The organism is Lewinella sp. W8, assembly GCF_004375085.3.
In the GTDB taxonomy this organism is placed as follows: domain Bacteria; phylum Bacteroidota; class Bacteroidia; order Chitinophagales; family Saprospiraceae; genus Neolewinella.
This window is the reverse complement of record NZ_SNAQ03000035.1, coordinates 1-25,960: the sequence shown is the minus strand read 5'-3', so window position 1 is coordinate 25,960 and position 25,960 is coordinate 1. Positions and strand designations below refer to the sequence as shown.

Below are 25,960 nucleotides of genomic sequence, written 5' to 3'. Positions count from 1 at the left end.
ATTGCGGGCAGGATCACCTCTTACCATTCCGAACAGAGAAGTTAAGCTGCCCAGCGCCGATGGTACTTGGACAAGATCCCGGGAGAGTAGGTCGCCGCCAATTATGAAAGCCTCGTTGCATACCGCAACGGGGCTTTCTCCGTTTATATACTTCGCCCAACACAATTTTTGACCATCGATAGAAGGGCTGTATCCATTGTTACCGCCAACCCTCTTTCTCAACAAGTGTATTTATCATCCTTTCAATCCATTCGTATTCGCCTAAAGCTTTCAATTTGGTCATTAAGTTCTCTGGGATACCCTTTAGTCCGATTAATGTTCCCGCTATTTGACCAGCAATTGCACAATTCGTATCCGTATCCCCGCCAATTTCAATTAGCTGAAAATACATTCCTTCAATCCCTATTTCCCTAACCCTATTTGCTGCGGCTATTGCTAACGGGACGGAGTTGACTACATATCCATCATTCCCCATTCGGCCAATTTCATGCAGGCTTGTAATGTCTTTGATTTCAATGAATCTATCCCGAACTCTCGTATCTGGAATTTGATTGATGACTAAGTCCATCAAATTTCCTCTCCCATCCCAATTGCCATTCAGAATTTCTCGTATCGAAATTACTACACTTCTAGCCCCTATATAGGCTTCATCGTTGTTGTGAGTGATTATACAAACATCCCTAAGTTCGGAATTAGTAAGCCCTTCCCTAAAGGCGAGTGGGGCGATCCGCATTGCTGCTCCATTACCCGCTGCGTATTCACCCACCCGACCTACCTGACTCCAGTGGCCACCAAAATTCAACTCTCTTAAAGCCTTTAATGTACTTGCACCAAGTCCGCTTAACTTTCCTTGTTTGTAATATTTTAGAAATTGATTGGCGATTAATTCTGGGTTGACTTTTTTATCGTTAATCATTGCTTCAATGGTCGCTAAAGTCAATTGCGTATCATCGGTGATTCGCCACTTGGGCTCTACATCTTCTGGTTTGCCAAAAAGATAAAATGCATCTTCTTCCGTGTTAACTGCATTCTCGTATCCACTCCCGAAAGCATCTCCAATCGCTCCTCCGATGATACACCCGGTAAACCTTTCGGCTTTCGTCATCTGCTGCTATACGTTATTTACTCATTCAAGATAGATAAATGAAACTAGCTTAAGGAAAGCCCGCGTAGGTAGACCTCGTCAAAATGTTCTTCCAGCTCTTTCTCAGGGAAAGAAATGCGGCTAAATATGAAAAGTAGATCAGAATAACTTTATCTCCGGCCTTAATTGCTGGTAGGGTGAGCGGTGCTTTTGGGCCGTGAAGCGGAATTGGTGTTTGAGCCAAAACTCGGTGAAAATTTAAAAAACAAGGAGTCGACAATCGATGGGTGTTCTTTGAAAGACTAAGTGTGCGGCGAGTTTCAATTTCGTAGGCGCCAAAAGTGCCGTGAGCCCGTTAAGCCGGCAATTTAGACGAGAGGCTTTTGCGGTACTTTTGGCCGACAAAAGTACCAAGCTCGCATAACGGAAAAAATGTTCGTCTTCGTTAATGATCAGTGATAAGAACGCCACCGCATTACACACCCCTAGTGTATAGCAAGCAGTGCGTTTAGCCAAGAAATGAGGGAAATCAGGTTTGTAACTCTACGTCACTATTAAGGTTACAACTTCACGCTAACCGGTTCATGCTTTTCCCCGCAAACGTTCAAGGTTCCCCTTGAGCAGCAGCTAGCAACCACCTACATAAAATAATCCCACCCCACCAACAGCTGCCCATCCTTCCGCCAGCGAAGCCACACCGGAATCTCCGGACGGCTACCGTCCGGCATCAGGGGCAGCACCCCGATCCAGTCGCCTTCTACCACCCGGGGCATCCACTGCGTTCCTTCGGGGAAATCTGCCGTCGGGGCGTGCGGCAACGCCCGCCGCCGAACGGGATTATTCGCCGGGTCCAGCGCGTGTACTACGGCAACTCCCGCCAGGAAGTCGGGCCAGAATTTCACCTCAACGGCCTCCCGGGGCACCCAGAGTTTCCGCCCCTGCCCCTCATTCACTTCCAGCTGTACGGCCTGCGGACTAATACCGGAAAACCGAAAGAGCAGCGTCTGGTAATCCATTTTCTGGTAGAAGGGCATCAGGTAGGGAGGCGCATACCGCAGTGAAAAATTTCCCCGATCATTGTCGTAGACCAGGCTGTCCACGGCCGTGGTCGTACGCACCGCCGAAGTCGCGAAAAAAGGTAACCGGATACCCTGCGCGGAGAAGGGCACCCGGACCAGTCCGAGTCCTTCGACCGCCAGCCCCGGTCCCGCCTGCCGTTCGACGGCGGGTTGGGTTTTTTCGGTGAGCTCCAGCGTATCTTTCGCCGGAGCCGCTGGCTTGGGACTCACCCGCCCCTCCAAAGATTCCTGCTGCCGCTGCTGCCGTTCCGCCCGTCGCTGTTCGGCCAGCTTGTAGGTGATGCCCACCATGATGAGGGCCAGCACCCCGGCGCCAATGGCCATATTTCGCATGCGGGTGGCGTCCCACCGCCAGGCCAGAAATAGGGTGAATGCCAGACCAAAAACGGCCCCGATGATCATGTAAAAAAAGACGATCGCTCCCGCCGCCAGCATCTGCCCCTCCGCCGCGGGCGCGCCCAGCAGGGCGCCGATCAGGGCACCGTTGAGGAAATTAAACAGGCTGGCCGCCGTCGAGAATAATATTTTCTTCCACCGCATACCTAAAGTTAACGTGAAGTTAGACTTCGAAGACGCTCCTTAGTCCCGAAGCTCTCGCCAAAGTTAGGGGCCGCGATCAGGAAGTAAATCCCCCATATGCTGGATTGATGGGCCAGGGGCTCTCCGATAATTTCGAAGCAAATTCTTCCGGGGCACCTCCCGGGTGCTCTTCCATTAAAACCCATTCGCTTTGAAAAACGCTTACTTACTCGTCTTCGTCGCCTTCCTGTTGCCTACCCTGCTGGCGGCCCAGGCGCCCACCATAACCGCCGACACCCGGGTACTCCTCGGCGAAGGCGAACCCGTACGAGCCTTCCAGGATTTTCCCTTTAACCCCGGACCCGCCGGCGAGAACCAAACCTGGGATTTCGGCGACATCGGCGAAGGTGACCTGAGCTACGAGTGGCGCCCGCAGGATCCAGCCGAAACCCCCTTCCAGGATTCCTTCCCCACGGCCAACCTCGCCTTTCAGGTGCCACCGGGCGCTCAGAACGACACCACGGAAGCCTATATCTACTACGATCTTACCGAAGATGGCGAAGTGCTCCTCCTGGGAACCGTCGGCCTCATCACCGGTCAGGACACTTTCTTCCTGATCTACCAGGACCCCTACCTGTCCGCTAAGTTTCCCATTACTTACCAGAATGTTTTTACGGATGAATATCGCACCACGACGGTCATCGAAGCGGACACCAGCCAGTTGACGATCATCGCCATTGGCGACCTGACCCTGACCGGCGATGCCTACGGCACCCTCATTACTCCCGCCGGAACCTTCGACGACGTACTGCGGGTCCGGCTCGATGAGGTGCGGCGGGATTCCTTCATCAACCTTCCCGTGCCCATTCCCGCCATGACCACACAGGAGGTGACCTACTATTACTGGTACGCTCCGGGCGAAGAGTACATTCTGATGGAAATGCAGGAAAATCGCTTCTTTTCCGGGGGCGTTCCCCTCTTCACCACCACCTCCGCCTTCTACCGGAACCGGGGCCCCGGCACTTCCTCCACCACCGATCAGCTATCCCTCACGGCCGATCTTCGCGTCTGGCCCAATCCCACGGTTGATGAGCTGACCCTTTCCCTTCAGGTGCGGGAAAGCACTTCTGGCTTTGTGCAGTTGTTTTCCGCCAACGGCCGGGAGGTGCGCCGCCTGCCCCGCCAACAATTTCTTCAAGGTGAGCACCAACTGCGGATGAGCGTTAATCAGCTACCCGCCGGAAACTATTACCTGGTGCTGAATACCACCAGCGGCCTGGTACGGGAGAAAGTAATCATCCGGTAGCCCCAAAACGACGAATGGCCAGCATGATTTCATGCTGGCCATTCGTCATTGAAGGAGGTTAGTGCTACAAAATACTGAAGTCCAGCTCGTTGTAGGCTTGCTCCAGTTCGTCGATGGAGCTCAGCCCCCGGCCGTTAATGACCACCACGGTCTGGTCAAAAACCACGGACAGGCTGCCATTGCCGTTGGCGGTATCGAATTCCCGGACGGCTTTCCGCCCGTCAATGCGCACCGTTTCGGTGGTTTTGGTTCCTTCCTCTCGGTCGACGGTGACCATCTCCAGGGCCGCACCGAGGCCCATCGTCTTGGCGCCCATGCCGTCGCTGATGACCAGCGAAAGGCTTTTCTGGTTGCCGTCTTCGCCGTAATCTGCCTCCAGCGTGGAAAGCTCAAAGCCGCCAGCCCCGACTTTCTGGACGTCACGACTTTTTCTCGGCAGCCCCAGCAGGGTCTCCGGGGCCATTTCTTTCAGCGCTTCCTTTTCCAGGGCGGGGCGTTCGTTGCCGGCGTTGCTTTCGGTCAGGCTCTTCATGGCCTCGGCGGCATTGGAAAACATATTGTCTTCCTCTACCGTGGCCTCGTCGTTCCCACCACAGGCAAAACAAAAGGCCGCGAGCAGCAGCAGAAGGGGATATTGAATCAATTTCATAAGGGTGAATTAAGGAGTGAAGGGTGCTTTCGATTCCGAAAGTATGGTTTTATGCCCATATTTGGGCGAGGGGCCGCAGGTGCAAACCAGTGCCCACGGAAGCCGTGCCGGTCAGATCAATCGGTCTTTCAGCGCCTTGACGACCGCTTCCGCCCGACTGTGGACGTGCAATTTCTCGTAAATATTTTTAATGTGACTTCTTACGGTATGCCCCGAGATAAAAAGCTGGTCGGCAATACTCTTGTAGCTGTCACCGGCACAAAGTAGCCGCAGCACCTCCCTTTCCCGTTCGGACAGGGGGTTCTGGGTGCCGGCGTGAAAGGTTTCCACCACCCGACGCGCGATACGTGGACTCATGGGGGCGCCGCCGTTGGCGGCATCGCGCAGAGCCGCCAGCAGTTCGGTGGGGGCAATTCCTTTGATGAGGTAGCCAACCGCTCCGGCACACAGCGCGGCAAAAACGGCCTCAGAATCCTCGTGCACCGTGAGCATCACGGCGGGAATGTTGGGCCGCAGCTGCCGCAACTGCCGCACGGCTTCAATGCCGTTGAGGTCGTCCCCCAGATCAATATCCATCAAGACCATCTCCGGTTGCAACTCCGGCAGCGCGGCCAGAAATTCGGTGGCGGTGGAGAATACGGCCTGGCAGTAAAACCCGGGGGTGCCGTTGAGCAGAATGCGCAAAAGCTCCTGAATCTGCCGGTCATCTTCCACGATGATCAGCTTCAGGGGTTTTCCAGAAAGGTCAGACGGGTTGGCCATACCATAAAATTAGGCTCCATTTAATTAGGGTGCCATCCATCATCTGGGGGATATGAGGGGTAGGGACAGGGTAATCCGCGTACCGGCACGCGACTCTATGTCCAGCGTCGCCCCGATTTTCTGCGCCCGGGCGGTCATATTCTTGATGCCGTTACCTCCCTTCGGAGCGGAGACGAAGCCGGGGCCGTCGTCGGACCAGCGCATGATTAATCCCTGCGAATCCTGACTGACGGAAAAGCTTACCCGACGCGCACTGGTTGCGTACTTGCAGGAGTTATGCATCGCTTCCTTGAACAACAGGATGAGGTGGCGGCGCTTCTCGGAGGAAAGCACCACCTCGGCCAGGTCCGGCGAGAAATTGTTCACTTCCAGTCGGGCCGGATGGTGCTGAAAAAGCTCCTGGGCGAATCGTTTGAGTCGCTGGGCGAGTTCCAGGGCATGGTCATTATCCGGGTCGAGCGCCCAGATGAAATCGCGCATCCCCTCCCGGACAACCTGCAGGTTGCCGTCAATGTCCGTCAGAAAACTTTGCACCTGCGCGACGGCGCCCCCTTGTTCTTCCTTGGTCCCGTTTTCTGTAGTACCCGCCGCCAGTTGCTGTCGGGCGACGGCCGTCAACAGACTGATGCGACTGAGGTGGTTGCCGGCTTCATCGTGGAAGTCCCGCGCACTCCGCCGCCGAAAGTTTTCGCGTTCCTCCTGGCGGGCAAGCAGCAGGGCGTTACGCTGCCGTTCCCGGAACCGGAAGATGCCGCCAATTACGGCCACCAAACCCAGGAGGTATAATCCGTAAGCCCAGGGCCGCCGGTGCCAGGGGGCGGCCAGGTGCAGGTGAATCCGCTCAAATTCCGGGTTCCAGCTTCCGTCCGGGAACCCCGACCGGAGATCAAGGGCGTAATCGCCCGGAGGCAACTGGGCGAAGGACAACTGCCCTTCCGCGCCCAGGTCGGCCCAGCTGTCCTGGATGCCGCTCAGCCGGTAGCCATACCGGGGCTTGAGCCCGGGGCGAAAACTGGGGGCGGCAAAGGTCAGGCTGATAAAATCGTGGCCGGGTGGCAGCTCCACGGTCTCCAGGGTGCTAATGTGGGCTGGAAGGGTAAACGCAGCGGAAGAATCCGGCGCAATCGGCACGGACGCGTTGAACAACCGAAAGTCCGTGACCAACAGACGGCCAAACTGCTGCTGGTCCTTGAGACTATCGGGATGGAACAAGCTCAATCCGTGCGGACTGCTCAGCGCCACGCGACCGTCCGGCAGCGAAGACCAGCCGTACTGGGCATTGTAGCCACTGGCCAGCCCGTCAAAGCGGTTAAACCGGTTGCCCACCGAAAATAGCCCCTCTTCATCCAGGGAAATTTGTAGAATTTCTCCCCCGAGTACCAGCCACAGTTGGTCCCTGGCGTCTTCGAAGACACCGTAGCAAAAAGTGTAGGGCAGGCCATCCTCTTCGGTAAAGGTGCGCAGAATGCCCCCTTCCCGGTATACTGCCAGTCCCTTGGGGGTGCTGATCCATACGTTCCCGCGTCGGTCCTCGTAGAGGTGGAGAATCATGTCGCTGGGCAGACTGTTGGGGTCCTCGGGGTCGTGCCGCCAGTTCCGGAAGTCCACTTTACCGTCCTCCACGACCTTCTGGGATAGCCCACCGGCGTTGGTGCCCACCCAGAGGCGATACTGGCGGTCGTACAGCACGGAGAACACGTAGTCGTCTTCCAGTCCGGGTTGACCTTCCCGGAGCTTTCCCTGCACGAGGCGTTGCCCGGTTGCACTGTTGTAGCCAAACAGCCCCCGGGCGGTAGCCATCCAGAATACGTTGGCCGAATCCACCGCAACCTGATAGGCGCTGGTGCCGTCGGTACTCCCCGCGGGGTAAATGATCGGCTCAATTTCGGGGGCCTCCGGGTTCTCCAGGGAAAGGAGGTCCACCCCGCCACGGCGGTAACAAATCCAGAAGGTATGCGGACGGGGCCCCGGTTCCATATTGATGACGTAGGCCGTCCGTAATCCGGGTAGATTTTCGGGCGTAAAGCACCGTACTTCCCCGGTAACGACGTTGATCGTAGAAATACCCTCCTGGGTGCCGACCACCAGCAATTTATGCTCGGGGTCAAAGGCGCTACCCTTCGTATTGTTGCTGCACAGCTCCACCCGACCGGGTTGCCGGCGGATGACCTCAACGGCCTCGTTACCCGGCAAGACGCGGTTCACGCCCAGGCGGGTGCCCACCAGCAGGGTGCCGTCGTGGCTTAGACACAATGCACTAAGCTGGTCGGAGGAGAGCGTTTTCTCGTTGTCGGGGTCGTGGGTCATGGTGCCCGCGTGCACCATCGTTCCGTCCGCTTCCACGATGACGCGGTGCAGTCCCTGGGTGGTCGCTACGAACAGCAGTTCATCGTTGATCACGCTGAGGTCCGTCACGAAATTTGTTGCCGCGGCGGACGAATCCCCGAAGTAGAGTATCCCCTCGCGCACGTATTCCGTGCCGGTCCACCGATAGTGAAAAAGGCCGTTGCGGGCCCCGGCCACGAGGCGATTACCCTTCAGGACGGCGATCTTCCGGGGCACCTCAATGTCCTGCTGGTCAATGGCGTACAGCTTCGGGAAGGAACCCCGGAGTGATACGCCGAGCAACCCTGCCTCACTGGCCAGCAGCAGGTTGCCATTCGGAGCTTCCCGAATGTCGGTGACCGGACCGGGAAAGTCCGGGGAGTCGACGGCAGGGAGCCAGTCACTGGCCCGGAACGCTCCCGTTTTATTGTCCAGTAGGTGGAGGCCATAATTAGTACCCACCCAGAGTTTTCCCGGCTGTATTTCGCGCATCGCCAGGACGGTCTGGGCGCGGTTGGTATCCGCTCCAGCTGGGACGGGTAAAGGATAATTTCGAAATGCTTCCCGTTCGGGGAGGTACTGGCTGAGACCCAGGTCCGAGCCCACCCAGAGCGTATGATCCGCACCTTCGTAGAGCGACCAGATGTAGTTACCCGGCAGGGAGCTGGTATCCCCCCTTAGGTGGGAAAAAGACCTCGTACGTTCCCCGTCGAATCGGCGCAGGCTGGTCTGCCCGCCAATCCAGAGGAACCCCGATCGGGTTTGCAGCATGGACTGGACGTATCCCGTAGCCAGGGGGTGGTCATCGGGGTAGTGATAGACCTCGTCCTGGGCGTAGACGGGCAAAGAAAAACACAAGCAGAAAAGGATGGCCAGGTGTGAGCGCATCATGATGGAATGGTGGGCGGGGAGAACAATTACCACAAATGGGGGATGCCGGCAGCATCGGTCCGGAATAGTTTCGTATCCACAAGAATGTCATCCGATGAATCCCTTAAAAATAGCCCTTCTTTTATTTCTCATCACGCTAGGGTTCGGCCTGGCCGCCCAGGAAGACGTACCCGGAGCCAAAGATCACCCCTTGCTGAGCCGTTATCCGGGCTCCCACATCGCCTGGTACCAAACGAAGAAGTACGTAGCCTACGATTTGGCCACCGGCCCGATAACCCGCTACCGACACATCGAAGACCGGCAGGAAGTAGCTGGCCAGCTGTACCGGATCTACTACGAAATTGAGGGGGCACCGGCGGAGATTTCCATCGACGAAGTCTACGCGGATTACCTGCGGGCCTTCGAGCGGGCCGGAGCCACGATCCTGAACCAGGGGTTGCGCCCGAAGGGCAACGATTTCGGAGGCAGCCAGTGGGTGGGGGTCGCCCTGGCGCCACAATCTCCCCCCAATTCCCCGAGCAGTAAGCTCTTCGCCGGTACGTCCAGCAGCGGGGGGAAGTTTGCCCTTGCGGGGCGCATTGACCGGCCCACCGGGCCGGTGTACGTCGCCATCTACGGGGAACGCCACAGCAATAAGCTGGTCAATTACCTGGTCGACATCATTGAAACCAAGGACGCCGAACTCGGAAAGGTATCCCTCAACCCCGAATACATCATGCGGGAACTCACGGAACGCGGAACGGTAAGCGTCTACGGGATCAAGTTTGCCTACGATTCCGCCGAAATATTACCCGACTCCGAGGAGACCCTGAAGCAAATCGCGGCCTTCCTGAAGGCCAACCCGGGCATTAAACTCTACGTGGTGGGGCACACCGATAACCAGGGTGAGTTTTCCTACAATCACCGGCTCTCTCAGCGGCGGGCGGCCGCAACCGTGAAGGCGCTTGAAGACCGGCACGGCATCGCTTCGGGGCGATTGCTCTCCGAAGGAGTAGCCTTTTTGGCTCCTAAGGCCACCAACAAAACGGAGGAAGGCCGCGCCCTCAACCGACGGGTAGAACTGGTGCTCCGGCCCTGACCTTCGGGGCAGAAGTCAGGAGAAGCGTTTGCGCCACAACACACTCTGCCGCTCGGAAACCGTAACGGTTTCTCCCCCGGGAAGGGTAAGCCCGTAGCGCCCCCGACTGAGGTGCTCCACCTCCCGGACGGCCCCGATCCGGACAATTTCTGATCGGTTGATCCGGAAGAAGTCCGCTCCCGGTAGCCGTTCCTCGAAGGTGGTGAGTGACTGGTGCAGCATATCCGTTCCCCGGTCGTGAAACAGTCGCACGTAGTGGTCGTAGGCCCGGACGAGGTAGAGCTCCGGCAATTCAATGAATTTTCCCCCGTGCCGGTCGGTGAGAAACAGCCGTTCCTTACGTCCCTCCCCTAGGCGGGCCCGAATAAGCTTGACGGTGTCGGCCAGCCGCTCGGGGTGGACGGGCTTGAGCAGGTAATCCAGCGCATGGACCTCAAACGCCCGGATGGCGTACTGGTCGTAGGCCGTGACGAACACCACCAGTGGACAGGGATTGAGGTTTTCCAGAAGCTCAAACCCGTTGCCGCCGGGCATGTTGATGTCCAGGAAGAGTACGTCCGGGTCATGCTCCCTGATGGCCGCCAGGGCCTCCTGCACGTTGGCGGCCTGGGCCACCACCTGGCAGTGCCCCGCTTCTGCGAGCAGCGCGGCCATCTCTACCCGAGCGAGGCGTTCATCGTCAATAACCAGGCAGCGTAGGGGCGTCATGTGGGAAGGGTGAGTTTGGCCATTACCCGGGGAGCACTGGCTGTTTTATCCTGACCAATTTCCAGCCCGGCGTTGGTGCCGAACTGTAGTTTCAGCCGCTGCCGGAGGTTGGCCAGCCCCGAACCCGGTCGTTCGGGTTGATAGGTGCCGTCGTTCAAAACGGTGAATTCCCAGTGGTTTTTCCGCTGGATCAACCGGACGGTGATTACCCCTCCGGAGGAGAGCCGGCTGATGCCGTGTTTCACGGCATTTTCCACCAGCGTGTGCAACCCCAGGGGCGGCAGCAGCAGGGAGGGTAGTGGGGTGGGAAGGTCCCAGTGCAGGATGAGGCGTTCTTCCAGGCGCATTTTCTCCAGGGCCACGTATTCATCAATGACGCGCTTTTCTTCGGCCAGCGGCACCAGGTTACGCTTGCTCTGTCGGAGGGAGTATCGGAGCAACTCGGCCAGCCGATCAATGGCAAGGCGGGCATTGGCGGGGTTCTCCCGGGTGAGTGCCTTGATGCCATTCAGGGCGTTAAAGAGAAAGTGCGGGTTGAGCTCGTTGCTCAGCTTCGCCAGCTGGGCTTCGGCCGTCAGCTGGGCGTTACGGGCCGCCGCGGCCCGTTGGTCCGCCATCTGCCGGGCAAAATGATAGAGGTGAAAGGCCAGCAACCAGATGGCGTGATAGCGCGTACCACCCGCCAGGGCGCCCAGCCAGACGTTGTCCCCCCAGAAATCGCCGTCGTACTGGATGCTGAAAATGAGGTAGACCATGAGAAGGTATTGCGCAATCAGGACAATCCAGGCCAACAGGATGATGGGCAGCTGCCGGACGAGGGGAAGCCGCAGCCATCCCCTTCGGTGCGTCAGTCGCCGGTACTGATCCGTAGCAAAAATCTGCACCCCCACCTGAAGGCAAACCACCAGGATGCCCTCCAACAGCGACTTGTTCTGGACCTCGTAGTACAACCAGTAGGGAGCCACTACGCCCCAGCCCAGAAGTTGGCAAGTCCAATAAAGAGATAGATTGAAGCGGCTGAGCATGGACGGTTGAGTTCGGTACAAAAGTAATGGCTCGTGGCCCCGCGAAAAGAGGCTGGCACCCGCGCTTGCGCCCAAATCTCCCGCGTTCGCGAAATTGAGTTCATGAATACCCGGAAATGCCCCCAATTTGTGGCAAAACCATCCAGAATGAAAGCGATAAAAACCCTGCTGATTAGTCTACTTCTTCTGCCTCTAAGCCTGTGCGCCCAACAACCCAATAACCTCGATTTCGAAGCCGCCTCACCCGCTGACGTTCCCATGGGCTGGAAAACCAGCCGGCTCACCCAGCCCAAAACGCTGGTGAAAACTCCCGACGGGGAGGGGAGTAGCCTGTACCTCACCGCCCCCTTTACCGAATTTGAGAGCGGGTACGCTTATCAGGAGTTGGCGGCCAGCGGGGAGGTGCTGTTGAAGTACGATATCACCGCCAGGCTCCGCACCCGTGGCGTGGAGGGCGATGGCGCCCAGATATACGCCTACGGAAAATCTTCGGGTTCCGTCCTCGGCTACGTGCAATCCGAGTCCCTGCGGGGAGACAACGACTGGACCGAAGTGTCCCTGTCCCTGGTGACGGATTCCCGGATGGACTCAATTCGTATCGGCTGCTACCTGGGGGGCACGGGAGAAGCCTGGTTCGACGACCTGACCTTCACCCGCGGGGAGTTTAGCAAGCAGCGCATGAGCAAAACCGCCCGAAAGTATTTGCGGGAATTCTTTGCCACGGTGGAGCCCATTGCGCTCGACCGCGACGAAAAACCCTGGAAAGAGCTGAAGTCCGTCGCCAGGATGCTGGCATCCGGAGCGCAGACCACGGCGGACGTCTACCCGGCCATGCGGTATACCCTCGGACGCATCAACAAGCATTCTTTCATGTTCGAGCCGGCCGTGGCGGCGGATCTGAACGGCAGCGATCTGGCTACCGATGAAGTCGATCCGGACCTGAAGTACACCTCTGGTCGGCGGATCAACGACCGAATTGCCTACCTGTCCATGCCGGCCATGGGCAGTGGCCATCAGGCGACCCTGAACGCCTTTGCGGACAGCCTGCAGGGACTGATGGCGGCACTGGAAACCGAAACGACCACGGGCTGGGTGCTCGACCTGCGGGAAAACGGCGGGGGCAATTGCTGGCCCATGCTGGCGGGGGTCGGACCGCTGATCGGGGAAGGTATCGCCGGGTATTTCCAGGAACGGGACGGCAGCAACGCCTCTCCCTGGGTGTACCGCGACGGAAAAAGTTTCGAGCGGGGAAATGAACGGGTGACCACCCGGAACCATCAGTTGAGCCACAAGCAGTTTCGGGTGGCGGTGCTGGTCGGACCCCAGACCGCAAGCTCGGGGGAAATTACCGCCATCGCCTTCATGGGACTGCCCTACGCCAGGTTGTTTGGCCAGCCCTCGGCGGGCTACGTCACGACCAATACCAGTATTCCGATGTCCGACGGGGCGATGGTGATGGTGACCATTTCCATCTACGGTGACCGCAACAAACGGGCCGTGGAAGACCGGGTGGTGCCCGACGTCATCGTAGCGCCCGAAGCGGAGAAAGACGCGGCGCTGGAAGCGGCCATCGAATGGCTGGAAGGAGAAATTTAGGGCCGGCGGAGTGATGATGATTTGGGCGATACCGCAGGTGCCGTGTCGTCCGGATCAGCGTTACTTCATCACCTCCGCAAGGTATTTAGCGGTATGCCCTTCGCCGTGTTCCACCAATCCCTCGGGGGTGCCCTGGAAGACGATGTGACCACCGTCGCGGCCCCCTTCGGGGCCGAGGTCGATGAGGTAGTCGGCGGATTTGATCACGTCCATGTTGTGCTCAACGATCAGCACCGTGTGGCCGCGCTCCACGAGGGCGTTCAGGGCGTCGAGGAGGATGGCCACGTCGTGAAAGTGCAGTCCCGTCGTCGGCTCATCGAAGAGGAAAAAGATGTGCTCTTTGGTTTTTTCTTTGGTCAGGAAGCTGGCCAGTTTGACCCGTTGGGCTTCCCCGCCCGATAGGGTGGAGCTGGACTGGCCGAGCGTGATGTAGCCGAGGCCAACGTTCTGGAGCGGCTCCAGCAACTTGCTGACGGTAGAGATTTCGGAGAAGAAATCGACGGCTTCGTCGACGCTCATGTCGAGAATCTCCGCAATGTTCTTTTCCCGGTAGCGCACGTCCAGGACCTCCCGCTTGAAGCGGGCGCCATTGCACTCTTCGCACACCAGCTTGACGTCGGCCAGGAACTGCATTTCAACCGTTTGTTCACCCTCGCCCTTGCAGGTGTCGCAGCGGCCACCATCGACGTTGAAACTGAAGGTGCCCGGTTTGTAGCCCCGGATGTTGGACAGCTGTTGCTTGGACATCAGGTTCCGGATGGCGTCGTAGGCACCGACGTAGGTGACCGGGTTGGAGCGACTGGATTTTCCGATCGGGCTTTGGTTGATCATCTCCACCTGGGTAATCACCTTAAGGTCACCGGTGATACCCCGGTGTGGACCGGGGGCCTGGGAAGACCCTTCCCCCAGCAGTCGCCGCAGACCGGGGTAGAGGATGCCCTTGATCAGGCTGGTTTTTCCGCTTCCGGATACGCCGGAAACCACCGTCATGGCCCCCAGCGGAATGCGGGCATCCACTTTTTTGAGGTTATGCATCTGGGCACCTTCGATGGTGATCCAGTTGGTGAGTCGCCGGCGCTGCTTCGGTACGGGAATGGCCATCTGGCCGCTCATGTACTTCGTGGTGAGACTGTCGGCGGCGGCCTCGTGGATGTCCTCGTAGGGACCGGCAAAGACAATCTCGCCTCCGTGGACGCCCGCCCGGGGACCGACGTCGATCAGGTAATCGGCCGCCGCAATCACCCCCTCTTCGTGCTCCACCACCAGGACGGTATTACCAAGGTCCCGCAGCCGGCGGAGGACGGCAACCAGGCGGTCCGTATCCCGGGGGTGAAGCCCCACGCTGGGTTCGTCCAGGATGTACATACTGGCGGTGAGGTTACTGCCGAGGGTACGGGTGAGGTTAATGCGCTGACTTTCTCCGCCGCTGAGCGAACTGCTCAGCCGGTTGATGGTCAGGTAGCTCAGGCCCAGGTCCATCATGCTCTGCAGCCGGTTGTTGATTTCGAGCAGGAGGCGACGGGCGATGGTGGCATCGTGGTCGCTCAGTTCGAGTTGCTGAAAGTGCTTTTGCAGCAGGTCGATGGGCAGGTCGATCAACTCGCTGATGGCCGCGCCGCCCACCTTAACGTATTCGGCTTCCTTCCGCAGTCGTGCGCCCCGACAGGTGGGGCAGGTGGTGCGCCCGCGGTAGCGGGCGAGCATGATGCGGTTCTGAATTTTGTAGAGCTTCTTGGACAGCTGATCAAAGAAATCATGGATACCGCCCACGTGCTCGTTACCGTCCCAGAGCTGCCGTTGCTGCTCCCGGGTGAGGGATGAATAGGCGGTGTGGACGGGAAAGTCGAAGCGATTGGCCACCCGCAGAAAATCCCGCTGCCAGGTGCCGAAGGTGCTCCCGCTCCACGGGGCCACGGCCCCGTCGTAGACGGATTTGCTCGGGTCGGGAATGACCTTGTTTTCGTCAATGCCCATCGTGCGGCCGAAACCCTCACAGGTGGGACAGGCCCCGTAGGGGTTATTGTAATTGAAGAGGGCCGGACTGGGCTCGAGGAAGGTCATGCCGTCCAGCTCAAAGCGGTTATTGAAGGCCGTCCAGTTCTCCGCGTCCAGGAAGACGATCACCTCGCCTTCTCCTTCCTGGAAGCCCGTCTGGACGGAATCCGCAATTCGCTGTTGCTGGTCTTCATTGTCGTCTTTGATCACGAAGCGATCGATCAGCACCATGACCTCCTCGTTTTGGGCCAGAGCGTCGAGGGTTTTGTCCAAAACGGGGTCTCCGTTGGAGAGCACGTCTTCGATCTGCTCTACTTCATCGTTGATGAGGATGCGCGTATAGCCCTTTTGCTGGAGCAGTTCGAGCTCCCGGGCCAGGGTGCGGTCCGGGTAGTTGCGGGGGATGGGCGCGTAGAGGTGCACCCGGCTGCCGGCGTCCAGGCCCAGAATGTGGTCCACTACGTCCGACACGACGTGGCGACGAACCTCCTGGCCGCTGACCGGGCTGTACGTCCGTCCGGCCCGGGCGTAGAGCAGGCGGAGGAAGTCGTAAATCTCCGTTAGGGTGCCCACCGTAGACCGGGCGTTGGCGGTGGTGGTCTTCTGCTCGATGGCGATGGCCGGGCAGATGCCCCGGATGTAGTCGACGTCCGGTTTCTTCATCCGCATCAGGAACTGCCGGGCGTAGCTGCTCAGGCTTTCCACGTAACGGCGCTGCCCCTCGGCGAAAAGGGTATCCATCGTGATGCTGGACTTTCCGCTGCCGCTCACTCCGGTGACCACCACCAACTGATTCTTCGGGATGGTCAGATCCACGTTCTTCAGGTTGTTGGCCCGGGCGCCCTTGATGAAGACGGCCGTGCGGAGGTCGGCGGCAGTAACGGTGGTGGAAGACATTGGCAAACGTAGGATTACGGGGTAGACGGATGAGGGGAAGCAGGCGGGTAGACGGGACGTTCGTCGAGTAATTAACCCGGCGCCAGATCAGACCCGGCACTGGGGTTGAGCCGAATATTCTGCGCTGCGTCACTCCGCTTATTAAGGATTTAATCCGGGAGTAGGTTCAGTAAAAGGCAAGCTCAAATAAAAACAAAAATGTTTATGATTGAGCGTGATGAACAAAATTAATTTAAAATTGGCAATTTTCCGGCATCCCGCTAACTTTAAAGGCACCGAAAAAGTACTCGTAACCCTTGGTTCCGCCAATGATCGGGTCGGAGTTGTCTAAGGAGCTTATTTGTAATTATTACCCAATGAAGATATTCAAACACCGAAACCTGTTTCTACTCTTCGCCCTGTTGCTGCTCAATGCTTGCCAGGACGACAGTCCTTCCGAACCCATTTCGCCATGGACCTCCTTCTCTTTCAACCTGCGGCACGAAAAATTTGGGCTGGACGTAGAAGTTTCCCTCGATGAAGAAGGAACCTACCATCTGTCAGGGGAGGCAGAGAAACAATTGAAAAAGTACCTGGTGGAACGCGCGTCGGAAGAAGTGCCGCAAATGTCCGCCGATGATCTGACCATCACTTTCTTCCGGCCTTCGCCCGAAAGTTACGCCGATAGTAAATTAACCGTTTCGGGGTGGGCAACGGATACGGGAGGGATCGTGACCCCCGTGGCGGTGGAATTTGACCGGATAGGTTTCGGGAAGACACCGGAGGGAACCTACGGTGGAGGCACGGTCCACCGCTGCCTGGGGGATGGATGTGCCTGCTGTGGCTTCATCCGGGAGCCGTCGGTTGAAACCGGCCTTCCCGGAACGGCCAACAAAGTAATTGGCTGTTCCTGCGATACTTCCCCAGGGGATTGCTCCAAAAGTGTTGGTCCCTGCAATCACTGGATCCATAGCGGGCCGTAATTCTTAGGCCCCGGGGATGATATAGCAAAGTGAATTTGAAACTTACCGCACTCCATCTCGGTTTACCTTAATTGTATGGCAAATGAATGGACGGTCGGACAGAAGCAGTCCGGTTTACAACAAGAGACGGAATACGCCGTCATCGTCGGGGTCACCCTCCAGGGAGGGAGTGATGAACAGACCACGGAATATCTGGATGAACTGGAATTCCTGGCCCTCACCGCCGGGGCGGTGACCCGGAAGCGTTTTATCCAGAAGCTCCCGCATCCGGATAGCCGCACCTTTATCCGCAAGGGAAAGGTGGAGGAAATCGCGCAGTACATCAAGGAGCACGAAGAGATTTCGATGGTCATCTTCGATGATGACCTGAGTGGCAAGCAGGTGAATATTCTGGAGGAAAAACTGAAGGTGAAGATCATTGATCGCTCCACCTTGATCCTCGACATCTTCGCCCGCCGCGCCCAGACGGCCCAGGCCAAAACCCAGGTGGAGCTGGCCCAGATGCAGTACCTCCTGCCCCGACTGCGCGGATTGTGGACGCACCTTGAGCGGCAGCGCGGGGGTATCGGGATGCGCGGACCGGGGGAAACGGAGATCGAGACGGACCGCCGGATCGTCCGCGATAAAATCTCCAAACTGAAGAAGGACCTAGAGAAGATCGACCGGCAGGCCGAAACGCGCCGCAAGCACCGCGACGTCATGGTGCGGGTAGCTCTGGTAGGTTACACCAACGTGGGAAAGTCTACCCTGATGAACCTCCTGACCAAGAGCGACGTCTTTGCGGAAGACAAGCTCTTCGCTACCCTGGACACGACGGTGCGCAAGGCCGCCTTTGAGGGCGTGCCCTTCCTGCTCTCCGATACGGTGGGATTCATCCGGAAATTGCCGCACCACCTGGTGGAGAGCTTCAAGTCGACGCTCGATGAGGTGCGCGAAAGTGACATCCTGCTGCACGTAGCGGACGTTGCTCACCCCCAGCACGGCGATCACATCCGGACGGTGCAGCAGCTGCTCAAAGACCTGAACGTGGAGGAAAAACCCACGCTGCTGGTGTTCAATAAAATTGATCTTTTCCGCGAAAAGAATTACGATCTGTACCTGGACGAAGAGGGCAGGGACGAGGTGGAAGAAGGGCTGCGTAAGAGTCTGGAAGCCGAATTCGGGCAGGAAGCCATGTTCATCTCCGCGCACACCAGAGAAAACATCGACGCCCTGCGCCACCGCCTCATCAGCCTGGTGAAGGAGCAGTACGAGGAGGTCTACCCCTACGTGGCCAAGCACTGGTAGCCCCCCTTAAACGCATACTTTATAAAACCCCTTTGGGCGCAAGCGCAGGTGCCGGCTATCTTGGTAAAAGCATTGCACCTGCGGTCATCGCCCAACGTTTATGCTTCAACCGGACTGCGCTTGTGTTAACTTTGCGGACTGTCTGAAGCTTTAACCACCCACTATGGCTACCCGATCTCAGCTGGAGCGCTACGCGCATTTGCTGGTCAACTATTGTGTCGACTTACAACCCGGAGAACGTTTATTCGTGCAGTCCACCATGCTGGCGGCCCCACTGGTTACGGAAATTCAGCGTGCCGTGCTGCGGGCCGGTGGGCACCTGGAGTTTTTCCTGTCCCTGGAAGATCAGGGAGACATCATGCGGGAAGAAGGCAACGCCGAGCAATTCGCCTACATCCCCACCCTGTACCGCACGGCCATTGAGGAGTTTGAAGCCTACATCAATATTCGGGCGCCCTTCAGTCTGCGCTCCCCGAACCCCGCGCCCGAGCTGATGGAGGCGCGGCGAAATGCCCTGCAACCTCTGTTGAAAACCTACTTCGACCGCACGGCCGACCGGCGACTGAAGCGCAGCCTGTGCGTGTATCCCACCTCGGCGCTGGCCCAGGAAGCCGGGATGGGACTGGCCGAGTACGAAGACTTCGTTTTTCAGGCCACCAAGATCAATCATCCGGACCCGAAAGAAGCCTGGCTGCAAGTGCGCCGCCGCCAGCAGGCCGTGGTGGACCACCTCAATTCCTGTACCCACTTTCGGTACGTAAACGGACGGACGGACCTGACCTTCACCACCAACGGGCGGACCTGGATCAACAGTGACGGGCAAACCAATATGCCCAGCGGGGAGGTGTACACCAGTCCGGAAGAAAACTCGGTCAACGGAGTCGTGCACTTCGATTATCCCGCCATCCGTAACGGAAAGGAAGTACGGGGCGTGACCCTGAAGGTGAAGGATGGCGAAATCTACCACTGGGAGGCAGAAGACGGCCAGGACGTCCTGGACGAAACCTTCGACATTCCCGGAACCCGGGTATTCGGCGAGGCGGCCATCGGGACGAACTACACCATCAACCGGTTCAGCAAAAACATCCTGTTTGACGAAAAAATCGGCGGCACGATCCACCTGGCCATCGGTCAGAGTTACGCCCAGGCGGGCGGTAAAAACGAAAGTACCGTACACTGGGACATGATCGCCGACATGAAAGCGGACGGTAGAATTTTTGCCGACGGAAAAGAAATTTACCGAAATGGGCGTTTTGTCCCCGAATTATGGCCGGAAACCTAGAAAAAACAGCGGATTATGGCTAACTAAGCCGACCCTGCACTAAGCCAAGCCGCCTTATTTTTGTTATACCCATACATTGCGGCGATTTGACTACCTTGTGCCGCTGACTTTATTTTAACGATACCAGGGAACGTACTTACTGAAATTAACCTCAAACCGTGAACGAGAACATTGCCTTTCTGGAACTGAAATACGGGAACATCTACGGAGGCTACCCTAATTTTTACGCGATTAGCGAAATCGCCCTGCTCGTCTTCGAGCGGGGTTCCAACAAAATATTCCTCGAAAGCTGGATCAATCAGGCCAACGTCGATATCGTCGACGTGTACGCCGAAACCGATGAACTGGGACATACCGTCCGTCGTGTACGGGAGGTATTGAATATGCGGAGTAACCGTCGCTTCAAGTACGAAGAAGACTTTCGTCTGGACGACCGCGACCTGCAATATGCCTTTAAGAACCTGCGCTCGACCAAGAGTGCCGTCCGGAATTTCCTGCTGAAGAACCTGAGAAAATACCGCTTCGAAGACATGATCGTCTTTGACGGTCGCCGTGATATCTTCCTCTGCGAACGTTCGGGAGTGAATTTTGAGTACACCAACATCATTGACATCCAGAAGGACCTCAACCGGGAAACGGATTACCTGTTCAGCCTCAACAAGCTGGCCAAAGTGATCAATTTCAATACGGATCGGTCGTACCTGCGCTCCAACAATCAGGAGTACTGGCTGCACCCGATTGCCGCCCGGCAGATCATTCCCGGCACCGCAGCCTTCGATGCGGCCCGGCTGCTGATGGTCTACAATGAGTACACGGAGTTTCACGACGATTTCCTCATCAAGGCCGCCATTCTGCTGAACAAGATTCAGAAGCGGAAAGCGGAGGAAAAAGCCGCCGAGGAGGCCCAGGGCGGTAAGGCGAAAGAAGAGGAATAACCACTCTCCAACTTTAAATTGGACGATAATTGGCCGCCCGGATGACCGGGTGGGTAACAATCTATTGTATTTCTACCCGTTTGTGTTGGTGGAGCGGGAAAATTGCACGTTTCTGCGCTTCTTTGCGTAGCTCCATAAGCCAACCCACCGTATGAAATATATTTTGCCGGCCCTGGCCGCTTTGTTACTGTTCGTTTCCGGCTGTCAGGAAAGCCTGGAAGAACTTGGCCGCGTAGACGATACCCGCTTCCGGGCGGAATACGCCCTGCCGCTGCTCGATAGCCGGGTCACCCTGGATGAATTAATCGGCGACGTAGACGACAACGTAAGCGTCAGCATCGATCCCGACGGACTCCTGCGTTTCCGCTATTCCGGTACCGTCCCCGAAGTGGGCGCCGGCATGTTCTTCGACCGCCTCAACGAGCTGGTGGCGGGGCTGTTCGTTCCCGTTACCAGTAACCGGCAGGCGATCCCCTTCAGCGGCAATGAGCAGTTTGGCCCCGATGAACTCCACGTGAAGGGCGGACTGCTCACCTACAGCCTGCCGAATAGCTACGACGAACCGGTAAACGTGGAGGTGAGCATTCCCGAAGCCACGCTCGATGGTGTTCCCCTGACCATTACGGGCAGCATCCCCGCCTACGAAGGCACGGGCCCGCGACCTGCCCTGACGAACCCGGAAGATCCGGTTGACCTGGCGGGCTACATCATGCGACTTCCCCAGGATTCCCTCTTCGTCGAATACCGCCTCACCGACGCGGAGGGCAATGAACTGGAGACGGTGGATGGATCGGCCATCGTGATCACCGGACTGAACTTCGACTACGTGGAGGGCTTCATCGGGCAAGAAGTCTATCCCGGCGGCCGGGACACCATTTTCGTGGATTTCTTCGAGAATTATCTCGGCGGAGAAGTATTCTTCGTCAACCCCACGATTACCATGACGCTGGAGAACAGCTTTGGCCTGCCGGCCAAAGCCCTCGTCGATGTCCTGAGTATCATCGACGTAAACGGCAACGAACTTCCCATCGAAGGCCCCGCCATTGACGATGGCTTCGACTTCGACTTCCCCACCGTTCCCGGTGACATCGCCACCACCACCTTCGTCTTCGATACGAGCAACTCCAACATCGATGAGATTCTCAGCAGCCAGCCGGTGGCGGTGGATTACGAAGTCAATGCCCTGATCAATCCCGATAACGACACAGAGCTCGACGGCTTCCTCTCCGATACCGCCTTTTACCGGGCCCGGGTGGACGTAGAGCTGCCCCTTTACGGCAACGCCGATAACTTCACCATCCGCGATACCTTTCCGATCAACATCATGGACGACTACGAATCCATCACGGAGGTAACCTTCCGCCTGACCACGGAGAACAGCCTGCCGCTGGACGTGGAAATCACGGGAGTGTTTCTCGATTCCCTCGGGAATGTTCTGGCGGCCCTGAGCGCGGAAGAGTTGAACCTGATCCGGGGCAGTGCCGTGGACGCCAACGGTAACCCGTTGGAAGTAGTGGAAACCACCAACGACCTGGTCTTCGGGGGGGAGCGCCTGGAGGCCATCCGGGAGGCCGCCTCCCTGGCGATCGTCCTTGATTTTTCCACTTCGGAGGGCGGCACCCCCTTTGTGCGGGTGACCAATGACCAGGCCCTGCGGGTCCTGCTGGGCGCCATCGTAACCGTAGATCGCCTCTGATGACCAGTTTCCTTTCTTCCCCTTTCGCCCTTATGTCCATGAATACCTCGCCTTCCATGAAGAATGTCACTGGCCTGATGGCCGCCTTGTTGCTGACCGGTGGACTGTTCGCCCAGGACCTGACCAGCCCGCTATACACGGACAGCTGGCAGGCCGCCATGAGTAACCCCGCACTGCACGGTTATGCACCCCGTGGCCTCACCATTGGTCTGCCCGGACTGAGCAACGACCTTTCCGCCGAAAACGTAAGCTACAATGACCTGCTGCTCACCGAAAACGGGCAGCGCATCCTGGACCTGACGCAACTGCCGGACCAACTGGATGAACGTAACTACCTGCGCAATGACTTCACGCTGGAAACCATCGGAGTAGGAATACGCGGTGACCGGTTCAGTTTTGGCCTACACCACCGCGTCAGGGTGCTGGGAGAAACGGATTACCCCCGTGACCTGATCGAAGTGATCGCCCGGGGAAACGCTCAGTTCATCGGCCAGACGGTGGAAATCGCCCCGCTCGGCGCGGCCACCAGCTTTCACGAACTCGGACTCGGCGTAAGTTTCCAGGCCAGTGACCGGGTTTATGTAGGCGCCAGAATCAAGTACCTCAGCGGCATCGCCGACATCCGCACCGGACCGACGGGCAGCCTGCGGCTGACCACCGACGAACGCAACTTCGCCCTCTCGCTCGAACAGGACCTGACCATCAATACCGCCGGCACGATTGACTTCAACGGCCTGGAGGACATCGGCGTAAACTATGACCTCAACCGGATCGAAACGGACGACATCTTCAGTGAGAATAACGGCATTTCCTTTGACCTGGGGGTGTTCGTTGATCTGGATGATCTCCGGCTGCAGGCGTCGGTGCAGGACCTCGTCGGCCGCGTCGACTGGGCCACGGAAGTGTCCACCTTCCGGCTTACGGGAACCGACGAGTTTACCGGACTAGATGTGCTACGGCAGGTCTTTGAAGACTCGCTTTCCTTCAACGGGGCACTGGATAGTCTGAGGGAGACCTTTGAACCCACCGAGATTACTACGCCCTACCGCACGGACCTCAACCCTACCTTCCTGATCGGTGGGGAATACGATTTCACCGACCGCTGGTCGGCGGGACTATTGCTCGTCCACTACGGCCGGACGCTCCAAAACGAAACGGCCGTTGCGCTGATCGGGCGCTACAAAGTACTGAAGCAACTCACGGTAGGGCTAAACACCAACTACCGCCGGGATTCACCCTTCAACCTGGGAGCCCATCTTTTCGGTCAGCTGGGGCCACTGCAACTCATGGCTTCCACGGACGACTTGCTGACGGTCTTTCAGCAACGGAGCAGTAGCCGGGCGGGGGTTCGCCTGGGAGCGGCCCTGAGTATCGGCTCCCGTCGTAAGGATCCGGAACCCCGGCGGCCCCGCATCCCTTCGGAGTAGGGCCTGATCTAGTACCGTCGGTTTTCTTTGATCCGTTTAAGGAACATTTTGTCCTGGGTGCGCTTGGGCAGCAGGGTGACCAGGCGGGCCAGCCAGCCCTTTTTCATCACCAGACGGTCCGGACGTGGTTTGTCGGTGGTCAGGGCGGTGAGGATATCGTCAGCTACCACCTGAGGAACCACTCCGTCGGCGGCCGCATTGTCGGCGTAGGCGTCAATTTTTTCCAGCACGTACTCATACCGGGTGCCTTCGTAGGCCTTCGTCTGGGTTTTGGCCTTCGTCCAGATGGGCGTTTTCACCGGTCCGGGGGCTACGCTGATGACGTCGATGCCGAAGTCAAAGAGTTCCCGGCGCAGGCCATCCGTAATCGCTTCGATGGCGAACTTGCTGGCGGAGTAGATGCCCGTGAAGGGGGAGGTGAGGTAGCCGGAAACGGAGCTGATGTTGATGATCTTCACGTTGGGGAGGCCAGCCTCCCGGGCGGCGTGTAGCTGGGGAAGGGCTTCCTGACAGACGGCGAGCAAGCCAAACACATTGACCTCAAACTGCCGGCGATAATCTTCCTCGGCCAGGGTTTCCAGGGGGCCGGAGACCGCCACCCCGGCGTTGTTGATGACGGCGGTCAGGGGATGCGCTCCCCGGGCGATGGTGTCCAGTGCCCCGACGATGGAGGGGCGGTCCGTGACGTCCATGACCAGGGCCGTAAACGAGGCGTGCCCGGCGAGTTCCGCTGCATCCTCGGCCCGCCGGACCGTGCCGTAAACGTAGTATCCGCGGTCGAGCAGGCTGCGGGCCGTGGTGAGGCCGATTCCGGAAGAGACGCCGGTGATGAGTACGCTGGTCATGGCTGAAAAATTTAGGGATTACAATCAATTAACTCACCGCAGCCTCCATCAGGTAGGCGCAGATCAGGGCGCCGTAGGTGCCCAGTGCGTAGCCAATGACGGCCATGATGGCCCCTACGGGGGCAAGTGCGGAACTGAAGGCACTGGCCACGACGGGCGCCGAAGCGGCACCCCCCACGTTGGCCTGGCTGCCCACGGCCACGTAAAAGAAGGGGGCCTTGATGAGCCAGGCTACGAACAGGAGAATCGTCACGTGGATCAGCATCCAGATGGCGCCGATGGCGAACAGACCGAGGTTGCTGAAGATGTCGCCGATGTTCATCTGCATACCGATGGTGGTCACCAGAATGTAGATACACACCGAACCCCAGCGGCTGGCCCCCACACCCTCCAGTTTTCTGGCGGGAGTGAAGCTCAGCAAAAAGCCGATCGTGGTGGCGATGACCACCAACCAGAAAAAGCCGCTGGTCAGGGTCGTCAGCCGCATCCGTTCCAGGGTCTCGGCGTACTGGTCGAAGAAGGGGGCCAGAATGTCCGCTCCGAGGTGGGCCAGCGCCACGCCCCCGAAGGCCACGCCCAGCAACTGGTAAGTGCTCAGGGCGGTGGGTTCCCGCTTTACCTGGGCGGCGTAATCCTCCACCTTTTTGGTGAGCTCGGCCACAGCGGAGTTGTCCGCTTTGAGCATCCGGTCAATCTTGTCGCTGCGGCCCGCCCCGAAGAGGAGGAAGCCGAGCCAGATGTTGGCCACGAGCACGTCCACGATGATCATCTGTCCGAAGATACCAGGGGGCACTTCGTGGATTTCTTTCATGGCGGCCTGGTTGGCTCCTCCACCGATCCAGGAACCGGCGATGGTACTCAGGCCCCGCCAGAGCTGATCCGGGTCCAGACCGATCAGGTCGGGAAAGAGGTAGGTGATGATGAGCAGGGCAATGGGGCCACCGATCACGATGCTGAAGGTGGCGGCGAGGAACATCACGATGGCCCGGTAGCCGAGGTTCAGGATGCCCTTGATGTCGATGTTGAGGCAGAGCAGGATCAAACTGGCGGGCAACAGATACCGACTGGCCATGAAATACAGGTTGCTGTGTCCCTTGTATTCCGCAAAATCGTTGGGGTCCAGCCCCTGGTTTTCGAGGAAACGATTGATCTCCCCGAAGGACATGCCCTCGGGCAGCGTCACGCCGCTTTCGGCCAGGGCACCCACCAGGTCGGGAGTGTACCAGTCGTAGGCGATTAGGCCCAGCGGCCAGTGCAGCAGTGCCGGCAAAAAGTAGCACAGCAGGAGGGTAGGTACGTAGGTATAAAACTTCTGCCAGAAACTCCGCTTGCTGTTGGAGGTGGTGAAGATCACGGCCAGCAGCACAATCAGTAGGCCGAAGACCACGGCGTCGTTGGTGAATATGGGTTGCATGGCGGGAAGATAGGGAGGACGGACGGAATTGGGGAAGGATTGAAGGACGGGAGGAATGAATGACGGAGGGATGGAGCTCCCCACAATAGTAGACAGCTACTTCTGATTGACTTGGTTACTATTTTTAACCAATCAACTCGATGAGATGTCGAAAATGAGGAAACAATTTACCAAAGAAGAGCGGCTTGAAATTGTCAA

The 25,960-nt window shown here is 58.0% G+C and carries 19 protein-coding genes and 1 rRNA gene; 10 read left to right on the top strand and 10 right to left on the bottom strand.

All coding sequences use genetic code 11. From position 1 onward, the window contains the following. Window positions 1-103 (top strand): 5S ribosomal RNA (gene rrf / locus E1J53_RS23615); the annotation flags it as partial. 96 nt (window positions 104-199) lie between these two features. On the opposite strand, the gene E1J53_RS23610 is transcribed toward rrf, so the two are convergent. Both E1J53_RS23610 and E1J53_RS23605 read right to left on the bottom strand, forming a co-directional pair. Beyond that, on the bottom strand, window positions 200-1,105 hold the full coding sequence (locus tag E1J53_RS23610) for an ADP-ribosylglycohydrolase family protein (protein ID WP_134274788.1): 906 nt from the start codon (window positions 1,103-1,105) through the stop codon (window positions 200-202). A gap of 617 nt (window positions 1,106-1,722) precedes the next feature. After that, complete coding sequence (locus E1J53_RS23605) at window positions 1,723-2,703, bottom strand: hypothetical protein (protein ID WP_134274789.1); 981 nt, start codon at window positions 2,701-2,703, stop codon at window positions 1,723-1,725. A gap of 190 nt (window positions 2,704-2,893) precedes the next feature. Between E1J53_RS23605 and E1J53_RS23600 the strand changes: the two genes are divergently transcribed. Next, window positions 2,894-3,988, top strand: coding sequence for a T9SS type A sorting domain-containing protein (locus E1J53_RS23600; RefSeq protein ID WP_134274790.1), 1,095 nt, complete (start codon window positions 2,894-2,896; stop codon window positions 3,986-3,988). Window positions 3,989-4,052: 64 nt separating this feature from the next. Here E1J53_RS23600 and E1J53_RS23595 read toward each other — a convergent pair whose 3' ends face one another. The 3 genes from E1J53_RS23595 to E1J53_RS23585 form a co-directional block, all read right to left on the bottom strand. Further along, on the bottom strand, window positions 4,053-4,637 hold the full coding sequence (locus tag E1J53_RS23595; protein WP_134274791.1) for a hypothetical protein: 585 nt from the start codon (window positions 4,635-4,637) through the stop codon (window positions 4,053-4,055). Window positions 4,638-4,748: 111 nt separating this feature from the next. Then, window positions 4,749-5,399, bottom strand: a complete 651-nt coding sequence (locus E1J53_RS23590) for a response regulator transcription factor (protein WP_134274792.1) — start codon at window positions 5,397-5,399, stop codon at window positions 4,749-4,751. Between the two features lie 39 nt (window positions 5,400-5,438). After that, complete coding sequence (locus tag E1J53_RS23585) at window positions 5,439-8,615, bottom strand: sensor histidine kinase (RefSeq protein WP_134274793.1); 3,177 nt, start codon at window positions 8,613-8,615, stop codon at window positions 5,439-5,441. Between the two features lie 94 nt (window positions 8,616-8,709). Between E1J53_RS23585 and E1J53_RS23580 the strand changes: the two genes are divergently transcribed. Then, complete coding sequence (locus E1J53_RS23580; RefSeq protein ID WP_173021619.1) at window positions 8,710-9,693, top strand: OmpA family protein; 984 nt, start codon at window positions 8,710-8,712, stop codon at window positions 9,691-9,693. A 15-nt stretch (window positions 9,694-9,708) separates the two neighbouring features. Here E1J53_RS23580 and E1J53_RS23575 read toward each other — a convergent pair whose 3' ends face one another. After that, window positions 9,709-10,401 carry a LytTR family DNA-binding domain-containing protein gene (locus E1J53_RS23575; protein ID WP_134274795.1) on the bottom strand — a complete coding sequence of 231 codons (693 nt, stop codon included), beginning with the start codon at window positions 10,399-10,401 and terminating at the stop codon, window positions 9,709-9,711. Next, on the bottom strand, window positions 10,398-11,426 hold the full coding sequence (locus E1J53_RS23570; protein WP_134274796.1) for a sensor histidine kinase: 1,029 nt from the start codon (window positions 11,424-11,426) through the stop codon (window positions 10,398-10,400). The genes E1J53_RS23575 and E1J53_RS23570 overlap by 4 nt, the downstream gene beginning before the upstream one ends. Window positions 11,427-11,573: 147 nt before the next feature. Here E1J53_RS23570 and E1J53_RS23565 point away from each other — a divergent pair, with 147 nt between their 5' ends. Next, window positions 11,574-13,022 (top strand): S41 family peptidase, encoded by a 1,449-nt coding sequence (locus E1J53_RS23565; RefSeq protein WP_173021618.1) that lies wholly within the window; start codon window positions 11,574-11,576, stop codon window positions 13,020-13,022. A 60-nt stretch (window positions 13,023-13,082) separates the two neighbouring features. Here the strand turns inward: E1J53_RS23565 and uvrA are convergent, their stop codons facing one another. Continuing rightward, a complete protein-coding gene (uvrA, locus tag E1J53_RS23560) occupies window positions 13,083-15,914 on the bottom strand; it encodes an excinuclease ABC subunit UvrA (protein WP_134274798.1) in 2,832 nt (943 codons plus the stop codon). A gap of 356 nt (window positions 15,915-16,270) precedes the next feature. Between uvrA and E1J53_RS23555 the strand changes: the two genes are divergently transcribed. From E1J53_RS23555 to E1J53_RS23530, 6 genes are all read left to right on the top strand, one after another. Next, window positions 16,271-16,876 carry a hypothetical protein gene (locus tag E1J53_RS23555; protein WP_134274799.1) on the top strand — a complete coding sequence of 202 codons (606 nt, stop codon included), beginning with the start codon at window positions 16,271-16,273 and terminating at the stop codon, window positions 16,874-16,876. Between the two features lie 75 nt (window positions 16,877-16,951). After that, entirely contained in the window at window positions 16,952-18,163 is a 1,212-nt protein-coding gene (hflX, locus tag E1J53_RS23550; protein WP_134274800.1) for a GTPase HflX, read from the top strand. 163 nt (window positions 18,164-18,326) lie between these two features. Then, window positions 18,327-19,445 (top strand): aminopeptidase, encoded by a 1,119-nt coding sequence (locus tag E1J53_RS23545; protein ID WP_134274801.1) that lies wholly within the window; start codon window positions 18,327-18,329, stop codon window positions 19,443-19,445. 158 nt (window positions 19,446-19,603) lie between these two features. Then, window positions 19,604-20,380 (top strand): hypothetical protein, encoded by a 777-nt coding sequence (locus E1J53_RS23540; RefSeq protein ID WP_134274802.1) that lies wholly within the window; start codon window positions 19,604-19,606, stop codon window positions 20,378-20,380. 151 nt (window positions 20,381-20,531) lie between these two features. Further along, entirely contained in the window at window positions 20,532-22,076 is a 1,545-nt protein-coding gene (locus tag E1J53_RS23535) for a hypothetical protein (RefSeq protein WP_134274803.1), read from the top strand. A gap of 56 nt (window positions 22,077-22,132) precedes the next feature. Next, window positions 22,133-23,503 (top strand): DUF5723 family protein, encoded by a 1,371-nt coding sequence (locus tag E1J53_RS23530; RefSeq protein WP_134274804.1) that lies wholly within the window; start codon window positions 22,133-22,135, stop codon window positions 23,501-23,503. An 8-nt stretch (window positions 23,504-23,511) separates the two neighbouring features. Here the strand turns inward: E1J53_RS23530 and E1J53_RS23525 are convergent, their stop codons facing one another. Beyond that, the gene (locus E1J53_RS23525) at window positions 23,512-24,348 is read right to left on the bottom strand and encodes an SDR family oxidoreductase (RefSeq protein WP_134274805.1); all 837 of its coding nucleotides are present in this window, start codon (window positions 24,346-24,348) and stop codon (window positions 23,512-23,514) included. A 28-nt stretch (window positions 24,349-24,376) separates the two neighbouring features. Then, complete coding sequence (locus tag E1J53_RS23520) at window positions 24,377-25,762, bottom strand: DUF819 domain-containing protein (protein WP_134274806.1); 1,386 nt, start codon at window positions 25,760-25,762, stop codon at window positions 24,377-24,379. Window positions 25,763-25,960: the final 198 nt, after the last annotated feature.